The organism is Oryzihumus sp. (assembly GCF_054325275.1).
Genome location: NZ_JBTCWL010000101.1, coordinates 1 through 10,008 on the forward strand (window position 1 = coordinate 1; position 10,008 = coordinate 10,008).

Below are 10,008 nucleotides of genomic sequence, written 5' to 3' on the forward strand. Positions count from 1 at the left end.
GCCGGGCACGACCTGGTCCTGCTGGGCGAGCGCGGGCAGGGCAAGACCCGGCTCATGCGCACCCTGGCCGGCCTGCTCGACGAGTGGTCCCCGGTGGTGCAGGGCTGCGAGATCAACGACGACCCCACCGACCCGGTGTGCGTGCGCTGCCAGCGGCTGCTGGCCGAGGTCGGTGACGAGCTGCCGGTCGTGTGGCGCCACCGCGACACCCGGTATGCCGAGAAGCTCGCCACCCCGGACACCTCGGTCGGTGACCTCGTCGGTGACGTCGACCCGGTCAAGGTGGCCGAGGGCCGCACCCTCGGCGACCCCGAGACGGTGCACTACGGGCTGGTGCCGCGCACCAACCGCGGCGTGTTCGGCCTCAACGAGCTGCCCGACCTCGCCGAGCGGATCCAGGTGGCGCTGTTCAACGTGCTGGAGGAGCGCGACATCCAGGTGCGCGGCTACTCGCTGCGGCTGCCGCTGGACCTGCTGCTCGTGGCCACCGCCAACCCCGAGGACTACACGAACCGCGGCCGGATCATCACCCCGCTCAAGGACCGCTTCGGCGCCGAGATCCGCACCCACTACCAGCTCGACGTGGCCGACGAGGTCGAGCTCATCGCCCAGGAGTCCGCGGTCGTGGCCGGCGTCCCGGAGCACCTGGTCGAGGTGGTGGCCCGGTTCACCCGCGGGCTGCGCGAGTCCGCCGCGGTCGACCAGCGCTCCGGCGTCTCGGCCCGGTTCTCCATCGCCGCGACGGAGGCGGTCTCGGCCTCCGCGCTGCGCCGGTCCGCCCGAACCGGCGACGACGCGGTCGTGGCCCGGGTCTGCGACGTGCCCGGCGTGGTGCCCACCCTGCTGGGCAAGGTCGAGTTCGAGATGGGCGAGGAGGGCCGCGAGCGCGAGGTGCTCGACCACCTGTTGCGGGTCGCCGTCGCCGAGACGTTTCGCTCGCGGCTGGCCGGCCTGGACCTGACCGGCTTCACCGCGCTGTTCGAGGACGGGTCGGTGGTCGAGACCGGCGAGCTGGTGCCGGCGGCCGAGCTGCTCGGCCAGCTCGGCACCGTGCCGGGGCTGTCCAAGGTGCTCGACCGGCTCGGCCACGGCGACGACGCCGGCGTCGGGGAGACCGCGGCCGCGGTGGAGTTCGTCCTCGAGGGGCTGCACCTGACCAGGCGCATCGACAAGGACACCGTCGCCGGGCGCACGGTCTACGGGGCCTGAGAGCCATGGCCGCCCAACCGCACGACAGCCCGCACGGCCGGTTCCGCTACGGCCCGTGGCGCGGCGGCCCGGACCCGCTCGCGCCGCCGTACGACGTGCGCTCGGCCGTGGACGCCATCGGCCGGGAGGTCCTGGCCGGCGGCGGCGTCCGCGAGGCGCTGCAGGACCTGCTGCGCCAGGGGCTCTCCGGCCGGCAGGGCCTGGACGAGCTGCGCGAGCGGATCCGGCGGATGCGCGAGTCCGCCCGCCGGCGCGGTGACCTCGCCGGGACCCTGGACCAGGTGCGCGCCGCACTGGACCAGGCGCTCGCCGAGGAGCGCGACCAGCTCGCCTCGGAGACCTCGGACGCAGCCCGGATGGCCGAGATGGAGCTGGCCACCCTGCCCGACGACACCGCCGGCGCGGTGCGCGCGCTGTCGGACTACCAGTGGCACTCCCCGCAGGCCCGGCAGACCTACGAGTCGATCAAGGACATGCTGCGCCGCGAGGTGCTCGACGCCCAGTTCGCCGGGCTGAAGCAGGCCCTGTCGGGCGGCGACCCGGAGACGATGCAGCGGGTCAAGGACATGCTGGCCGACCTCAACGCGCTGCTGGCCGCCCACGCCCGCGGCGAGGACACGACCGACCAGTTCCGGGAGTTCATGGACCGGCACGGCGAGTTCTTCCCCGAGGACCCGCAGGACGTCGACGAGCTCATCGACGCCCTCGCCCGGCGGCAGGCCGCCGCCCAGCGGATGATGGCCTCGCTCTCGCCAGAGCAGCGCGAACAGCTGGCCCAGCTCATGAGTGAGGCACTGGCCGACCCCGACCTGGCCTCCCAGATGAGCCAGCTCTCGGTCAACCTGCGCGCATTGCGGCCCGGCCTGGACCGGGGCCGCCCGGTCGGCATGCAGCCCGGCGGCCCGTCGCTGGGCTACAGCGAGGCCGTCGAGGCGGTCTCGGAGCTGGCCGACCTGGAGGCGCTGGAGCGCCAGCTGTCCCAGGGCTATGCCGGCTCGACCCTGGACGACGTCGACGTCGAGACGCTGGAGCGCCGGCTCGGGTCGGCCGCGGCAGCGGACGTCCAGGCACTGCGCCAGCTGGAGCGCGAGCTCGAGCGCCAGGGCTACCTCACCCAAGGCGAGGAGGGGCTGCGGCTGACCCCGCGCGCGGTCCGCCGGCTGGGCGAGACCGCCCTGCGCCGGGTCTTCTCCCACCTGGACGCCGCGGCCCGCGGCGACCACGACGAGCAGCGCACCGGCCAGGCCGACGAGCCGACCGGGCTGACCCGGCCATGGGTCTTCGGCGACGAGCTCCCGATCGACGCCGCCCGGACCGTCGGCAACGCGCTGCGCCGCGGCGGGATCCGCGCCGGTGGCGTGCGGCTGGAGGTGGAGGACTTCGAGGTCATCGAGACCGAGCGGCGCACCACCGCGGCGGTGGCGCTGTGCGTGGACCTGTCGTTCTCGATGGTGCAGGAAGGCCGCTGGGGCCCGATGAAGCAGACCGCCCTGGCCCTGTCGCACCTGGTGGAGACCCGCTTCCGCCAGGACGCCCTGCAGGTCATCGGGTTCAACATCGCCGCCAGGCGACTCTCCCCGGTGCAGCTCGCCGAGGTCGAGCCGGAGTGGGTGCAGGGCACCAACCTGCAGCACGCGCTCATGCTCGCGCTGCGGCACGTGCGCCGGCACCCCGACGCCGAGCCGGTGGTCCTGGTGGTCACCGACGGCGAGCCGACCGCGCACCTCGGGCCGGACGGCATACCGGAGTTCATGTGGCCACCCACGAGCGCGACACTGCGGGCGACCGTGGCGCAGGTGGACGAGCTGGCCCGCTACGGCGCGACGCTCAACGTGTTCATGCTCGGGGAGGACCCCGGCCTGGCCCGCTTCGTCGACGCGGTCGCGCGCCGGGCCGCCGGGCGGGTGTTCACCCCCGACGTCTCCCGGCTCGGCGAGTACGTCGTGGCCGACTACCTGCGCGCGCGCCGGGGTCGCCGCTCCGCCTAGGGTGCCGCGCATGCGGTGCGTCGTGGTGGGTGCAGGGGCCTGGGGGCTTCCGGCGGCGGCCGAGCTGGCCACGCGCGGGCACGAGGTCACGCTGGTCGACCGGTTCGGCGTGGCCAACACCCTCTCGTCCTCTCCCGGGCCGACCCGGCTGTGGCGGCTGACCCACCCCGACGCGGTGCGGGTGCGGCTGGCGCGGCGCAGCGTCGAGGCGATGGAGCGCCTGGCCTCGCGCAGCGGGACGACGGTGTTCCTGCGACGCGGCCTGTTGTGGCGCGACGACGTGTCCCTGCCCGCGGTCGTCGGGGCGCTGGCCGCCGAGGGCGTGCCGCACGAGGTCGTCGCCGCCGACGCGGTGGCACGGATCGTGCCCGGGCTGGTGCCGGACGGTCGCGACGCGGTGTGGCAGGAGGAGGCCGGTCCGGTGCTCGCGGCCGCGTCGATGGCGGCGCAGGCCGGGCTGTTCGAGGCCTTCGGTGGCGCGCTGCGGGTCGGCGGCACGGTGGTGTCCGTCGAGCCGCGCCCGGCGGGGCCGCGGGCGACCCTGGACAACGGCACGGCCCTCGACGCGGACGTCGTCGTCCTCGCCCCCGGCCCCGGCGCCGGGGAGCTCCTGCGCGGGCTAGGCGTCGACCTGCCGCTGCGCCCGCACCTGGAGCAGGTGGTGCACCTCGGGGTGGCTGCGGATCCGCACGCCCACGACGAGCACCCGTGCCTGTTCGACGGGCCGCGGGGTGACGAACCGGGGCTGTACTCCATGCCCACCCCCGGCGTCGGCTTCAAGGTCGGCCTGGACCGCCCGTTGCGGGACTGGACCCTCGCGGACCGCGACCGCACCCCGGACGCCGCGCTCACGGCATACACGGCGCAGCGGGTCGCCCGGACGCTGACAGCCGTGGGCCGCGAGGTCATCGACGCGCAGGTGTGCTGCTGGACCGACTCGCCGGACGGCCGGTTCGTCATCGACACGCTGCCCGGCGGGGTGGTGCTGGCGTGCGGCGACTCCGGGGAGGGCTTCAAGTTCTCTGCGCTGATGGGCATCGTGCTGGCCGACCTGGCCGAGGGCCGCACCCCGGACGCGGACGTCGCGTCGTTCGGCCTGGCCCGCTTCACCACCGGTATGCCGTCCGGTCCCCACGTGCTCGGCCGCTGAGACAGCCCGAACCACCTGTGCCGCGCGGCGTCCCGGCCTAGGGTCGGGGGCATGGGCCGGCGTCTGGAGAACCCGCGTTTCGCCCGGGCCTACCTGCGCCTGGCACCGCAGGCAGACGAGCGTGGCGTCGGCGAGCACCGGGACCGGCTGCTGGCCGGCCTCACCGGGGTGGTCTGCGAGCTCGGCGCGGGACAGGGCCTGAACTTCGCGCGGTACCCCGCCTCGGTGAACCGAGTGGTCGCCGTCGAGCCGGAGCCCACCCTGCGGGTCGAGGCCGCGCGGCTGGCCCGGTCCGCGGCCGTGCCGGTCGCCGTCGTGGCGGCGGACGCCGCGGCGCTGCCCCTGGCCGACGGCAGCTGCGACGCGGTCGTGGCCTCGCTCCTGCTCTGCTCGGTCGACAGCCAGGCCGCCGTGCTGGCCGAGGCCCACCGGGTGCTGCGGCCGGGCGGGGTGCTGGCGTTCTACGAGCACGTGCGGTCCAGGTCGGCGCTCGTCGGCCTCCTGGAGGACGTGGCGACCCCCGTGTGGACCCGGCTGGCGGGTGGCTGCCACCCCAACCGGGACACCCCGCGGGCGGTCACCGGGGCCGGCTTCGCCATGGAGGCGCTGGACCGGTTCGGCTACAGCCCCGGGGGCCTGGTGCCGCCGACGGCACACGTCATCGGGCGGGCTTCCCGGGGCTGAAGCGTCTGCCGTCCGGTGGTGGGGTCGGTGGTGCAGGAGTAGCGTCCCGCGCACACAGGACAAACCGGCACAGACCGGGTCCGGGCGGACAGGCCCCTCCGGCGCGGCGCTGCGTCGGCCCGATGCCCGGAGGCCCCCATGTCCCGCAGAGCCCTCGTCGCCCTGACGCTCACCGCGCTCGTCCCCGCACTGGCCGGCCTCACCCAGGCGCCCGCCTCCGCTGCGCCGCCCGGTGACCCGGGGCCGGGCCGCGAGGTGTCGACGACGAGCCGGCTGCAGGACCGCCGCGAGGTCGCGGCCGGCACGCGCGCCTACTCCCTCGGGTTCGAGGACGGCCGGTTCTACGCCAACGGCTGGCACATCACCGGCGAGATGGGCGGGATCTGGACGCCGCCGGTCAAGCTGCTCGACGGCGTGTGGTTCGGCCTGGACGACCAGTGGGTCGGACCGGCCACGAAGTTCACCAGCGGGCGCGGCTACACGCGCTACGACCTGCCGCAGACCGCCGGGCTGCAGGTGCGGCGCACGGACGTGGTGCCGGACGGGCGCCGCGGCGCGCTGTTCGGCCTGACCATCACCAACCCCGGCGCCGCGCGGACCACGACGCTGAAGGTGGACGCCCACTCCGAGCTCATGGGGCAGTACCCCTGGGGCTTCACCGGGGTCACGCCCAACGCCAGCGACAACCTGCCCGACCAGGGCCGGTATGACGGTCGGCACCTGGTCTTCACCGACGACGGTGCCCTGCCCGGAGCCCCCGAGCACCACTACGCAGCGGTCGTCGGGACCGCCCAGCAGCCGCAGTCCGGTGCCATCGGGTCGCAGTACTGGGGTCCGCAGCCGGGGCACCGCTGCACCGGCACCGAGCCGGGCGCTCCGGCCGACCCCAAGCCGTCCGCCTGCGACGACGGGCCGTTCGGCCACGGCACCGGTGGCGAGCTGACCTGGCGGCTGTCCCTGCCGGCCGGCGGGTCCACCACCGTCTGGCTCGGGGTGGCCGGTTCCGACCAGGGCCAGGCCGCTGCGCAGCAGGAGCTCGCGGGGTTGCTCAGGGCTCCCGCCGCCCAGCTGGCCGCCAAGGTCCACGCCCGTGACGTGCTGGCCAACCGCACCAAGCTGTCCCTGCCGGGCGACCCGCTGGTGCAGCAGGCCGTCGACTGGGGCAAGCAGAACCTCGCCGACCTGACCCTCAGCGCCAAGGACCTGCAGATCCGCTGGACCGACCAGGGCAAGCAGTTCCCGGCGCCGCTGGGCACCGTCCCCGAGGCCACGTGGATCGGCGCGGGCTACCCCGACTACCCGTGGATCTTCGGCACCGATGCGGAGTACACCTCCTTCGCCGCGGTCTCGGTCGGGCAGTTCGAGGCGATCAAGGCGCACCTGCGCGCGCTGCGCGACATCTCCGACATCCTCAACCACCGCTCCGGCGTGGTCTCCCACGAGACGGTCGCGGACGGCTCGACGTGGTTCGGCCACGACTCCCGGCACACCAACCCCGACGGGACCACGGCCTACGACTTCAACACCGACGAGACGGTGAAGTTCCCCAGCGCGGTGGCGCTGCTGTGGCGCTGGACCGGCGACAACGGCTTCCGCGACGAGATGTACGACTTCACGAAGCGCAACCTGCACTACGTGGTCTCGCAGTTGGACGCCGACCACGACGGCTGGCCCGAGGGGCTGGGCAACGTCGAGCGCACGGGCATGGGCGCGGAGAAGCTCGACAACACCGTCTACCTCATCCGCGGCCTGTTCGACCTGGCCGACATGGCGCGCTCGAAGGGCGACACGGCGACCGCGACGTGGGCCGGCGACCTCGGCCGCCGGCTCCAGCAGCGGTTCGACCCCACCTGGTGGGACCAGGCGGCCGGCCAGTACGCCGACTCCCTCACCGACCCGGGCAACGTCCAGTCCTTCCAGAAGCACTGGATCGGCCAGACGCCGATGGAGGTGGAGCTGGCACCGGGCGGTCAGGTGCAGCCGGGGCTCGCGCCGTACGAGCACGGCACCACCGCCCTGGCGGGCCGGGAGAACGACTGCTTCAGCGGCACGGCCCCCCTCAACCCGGGGCTGTTCCACACCGGCTGCGGCGGCGGCGCCAACGGCCAGGGCGAGAAGGTGATCTTCGGCCTGACCACGTCGATCCAGTCCGTGGGTGAGGGCAACTACGGCCGCCTCGGCGCGGACCAGCAGGGCCGCTACACCCACGCGCTGGCCGAGCCGATGTTCGCCGAGCCGGCCACTGGCGGCACCCCCGACGAGCAGCCGGGCGCGATGCCGGAGATCTTCCCCTCCCCCGACCAGGGCGCGAACATCGACCGCTGCTGGACCTGCCGCTCCATGTTCATGCAGGCCTGGGGCAACTACGGGACCGCGTGGGCGGTCGTCCACCAGTGGCTCGGGGTGCGCCCCGACCTCGGCGTGGGCCGGCTCACGGTCGTGCCCCAGGTGCCCGCCGGGCAGCCGTCGGTCGCCGGCCGCGACATCCGCCTCGGCGGCGGCTCGGCGGACGTCCTGGCCAGCCACGCCGGCACCAGCTACCGGACCGAGGTCACCGTCGGCCGGGGCGTGGGGGCCGGCACCGTGGTCATCGGGCACACGCTGCCCCGCGGCGCCACCCCGCGGGCCGTCACCCTCGACGGCAGGGTCGTCCGCGACTACACGGTGACCACCACCAACCGCGGCGTGGAGGTGACCGTGCCCACGACCGCCGGCCACCACGTGCTGACCGTGGCCACCTGAGGCGGCCGGCCGGCGTACTCGTGCCCGCGGGCCCACAAAGGCGCAGGTCCCGGCACGAGAGGCGGGACCAGGGGCCTTGTCGTGGGCCACCGTCCCGTCTAAAATCCGGGGCTTGTCGTCGAGTGCCTCACGGGCAGCCCACGGGGCAGGGGAGCAGGTGTCCCCGACCCCTTGGGATGACGAGTGGCACGAAGGCTGATCCGCCCCACGGCGGCGATCCTCTACCTCGCCGTGGTGCTCGTCCCCCTCGGCCTGGCTCTCCGGAGCGACCCGCCGAGGGCCGCCAACCCGGCATACGAGGTCTCCGTGGCCTCGGGCCTGGTCGCCCTGTCGCTGCTCGCGGTCACCTTCATCCTGCCCAAGCGCCTCCGCAGCCTGTCCTCGGGGCTGGGCATCGACGTCGTCATGGGCGTGCACCGGCTCCTCGGCGTGTCGGCCCTGGGTTTCGCCCTGGTGCACGTCACGGGCGTCGTCTTCGGCGACCCTGCCGGCCGCGCCGTGCTCGACCCGCTCCGCGGGCGCCCGGCGACACGAGCCGCGGTCGGCGGAGGCGCGGCCCTGATCCTGCTCGTGCTCACCTCCCGATGGAGACGGCGCTCCGCGGGGCGCGCCCACGAGGTGTGGCGTGCCCTGCACGTGCTGCTCGCCATGGCCGCCGTCGCGCTCTGCGGGCTGCACGTTTACCTGCTGCGCCACCTGGTCGCGCAGTCGGCGTTCGCGCGCTGGTTCACGTTCCTGCTCGCCCTGGTGCTCGCCGTCTGGCTCCGGCGGTGGGTGTGGCGGCCGCTGCGGGCGCTCGTCCACCCCTACCTGGTGCGAGAGCTGCGTGCCGAGAGCCCCAGCGTGACGACCCTCGTGCTCGAGCCCTGGGGGCACCGCGGGCTGACCCGGTTCCGGCCCGGGCAGTTCGCGTGGGTGCGCATCGGGCGCACGCCGCTGGGCTTCGACGAGCACCCGTTCACGATCTCGTCCCCACCGCGGCGCAGCGGAGAGCTCGAGTTCACCGTCGAGAACCTCGGCGACTACGGCTCCGCCGCCCGGCGGGTGGCGCCCGGGAGCCTGGTCTGGGTGGACGGTCCTCACGGCGCCTTCACGGCCGAACCGCGCCGGGCGCCCGGCCTGGTGCTGATCGCCGGCGGCGTCGGGATCACGCCGATCATGAGCACCCTGCGTGCGCTCGCCGCCGACGGGGACGAGCGCGAGCACGTGCTGTTCACCTGCGCCGACCGCATCGAGGAGCTGCTGTTCCGCACCGAGATCGCCCACATCGCCTCTCGCCTCCGGCTGAGCGTCGTCGAGCTGCTCGAGAGCCCACCGCCCGGCTGGCCAGGGGGCACGGGCCGGCTCACCGAGCACGTGCTGGCGGCCCACCTGCCGCGTCGCCGGGCCGACCTCGACTACTTCGTGAGCGGGCCACCGGCCATGGTCGCCGGAGTCCACGCAGCACTGCGGCGTCTGGGGATCCCCTCGTCGCGCGTCCACACCGAACGCCTCGACCTCGTCTGAGGAAGTCGGCCCAACAGGAAGCCCCAACGAGAGGAACCGCCCGTGCGTCTGAACCACAGGTCCTTCACCAGCACGTCCGTCATCGTCTTCGGGGCCGCTGTGGTGGCGTACGCGATCATCCGCATCGGCATGTATGTCGTGCCGCACCTTCACCTGCCAGGCCTGCCCGATCCGTCGTCGCACGGCGCCGTCAAGAGCACGGTGCGCACGAGCCAGGCGCTGCCGTCGGTCTCGCGCCAGCTCCAGCGCCCACCGGTCGGCCTGGGGATGCCTGGCCCCGCCTCGCTGCCGGGACCCACGTCGCCGTCCGGTTCGGCGGGCGGCGCACGGCTGCCGGGACCCACCCCGCTCGGCGGCACCACAGGCGGGGGCGGGTCGGGCTCGGCCGGAGGCGGAGGTGGGACCTCTTCCGTCGGCGGCACCGGCTCGGGCGGCTCCGGCGTCACGGGGCTCCCTTCGGTGTCGGGCACGCCGTCGGTTCCGTCCTCGCCGTCCGTCCCGTCTGCGCCGTCGGTTCCGTCCTCGCCCTCCGTGCCGTCTGCGCCGTCGGTTCCGTCCTCGCCCTCCGTGCCGGCCGTCCCGACGCCGACACTGCCCAGCGTGACGGTTCCGCCGGCACCCACCCCGACCCTGCCCAGCGTGACCGTGCCGCCACCGCCCAGCGTGACGGTTCCGCCGGCACCCACCCCGACCCTGCCCAGCGTGACCGTGCCGCCACCGCCCAGCGTG

General features: G+C 74.6%; 6 protein-coding genes. All 6 read left to right on the forward strand.

What is annotated here, in order from left to right; all coding sequences use genetic code 11:
- Window positions 1-1,209, forward strand: a 1,209-nt coding sequence (locus tag ACXVGS_RS17940) for a sigma 54-interacting transcriptional regulator (RefSeq protein ID WP_458537287.1), incomplete at its 5' end; no start/stop codon positions are given.
- Between the two features lie 5 nt (window positions 1,210-1,214).
- Window positions 1,215-3,197: a vWA domain-containing protein gene (locus ACXVGS_RS17945; RefSeq protein WP_458537288.1), complete on the forward strand. Its 1,983-nt coding sequence runs from the start codon at window positions 1,215-1,217 to the stop codon at window positions 3,195-3,197.
- A gap of 10 nt (window positions 3,198-3,207) precedes the next feature.
- On the forward strand, window positions 3,208-4,347 hold the full coding sequence (locus tag ACXVGS_RS17950) for an FAD-dependent oxidoreductase (protein ID WP_458537289.1): 1,140 nt from the start codon (window positions 3,208-3,210) through the stop codon (window positions 4,345-4,347).
- A gap of 51 nt (window positions 4,348-4,398) precedes the next feature.
- Complete coding sequence (locus ACXVGS_RS17955; RefSeq protein WP_458530934.1) at window positions 4,399-5,031, forward strand: class I SAM-dependent methyltransferase; 633 nt, start codon at window positions 4,399-4,401, stop codon at window positions 5,029-5,031.
- 138 nt (window positions 5,032-5,169) lie between these two features.
- On the forward strand, window positions 5,170-7,773 hold the full coding sequence (locus ACXVGS_RS17960; RefSeq protein WP_458530933.1) for a hypothetical protein: 2,604 nt from the start codon (window positions 5,170-5,172) through the stop codon (window positions 7,771-7,773).
- A 183-nt stretch (window positions 7,774-7,956) separates the two neighbouring features.
- Complete coding sequence (locus ACXVGS_RS17965; protein WP_458530932.1) at window positions 7,957-9,279, forward strand: ferredoxin reductase family protein; 1,323 nt, start codon at window positions 7,957-7,959, stop codon at window positions 9,277-9,279.
- Window positions 9,280-10,008: the final 729 nt, after the last annotated feature.

What these genes read in the sequence shown, in the direction of transcription:
- ACXVGS_RS17950 (WP_458537289.1), top strand. Translation starts at nt 3,208, where the DNA reads ATGCGGTGCGTCGTGGTGGGTGCAGGGGCCTGGGGGCTTCCGGCGGCG.
- ACXVGS_RS17960 (WP_458530933.1), top strand. Translation starts at nt 5,170, where the DNA reads ATGTCCCGCAGAGCCCTCGTCGCCCTGACGCTCACCGCGCTCGTCCCC.
- ACXVGS_RS17955 (WP_458530934.1), top strand. Translation starts at nt 4,399, where the DNA reads ATGGGCCGGCGTCTGGAGAACCCGCGTTTCGCCCGGGCCTACCTGCGC.
- ACXVGS_RS17945 (WP_458537288.1), top strand. Translation starts at nt 1,215, where the DNA reads ATGGCCGCCCAACCGCACGACAGCCCGCACGGCCGGTTCCGCTACGGC.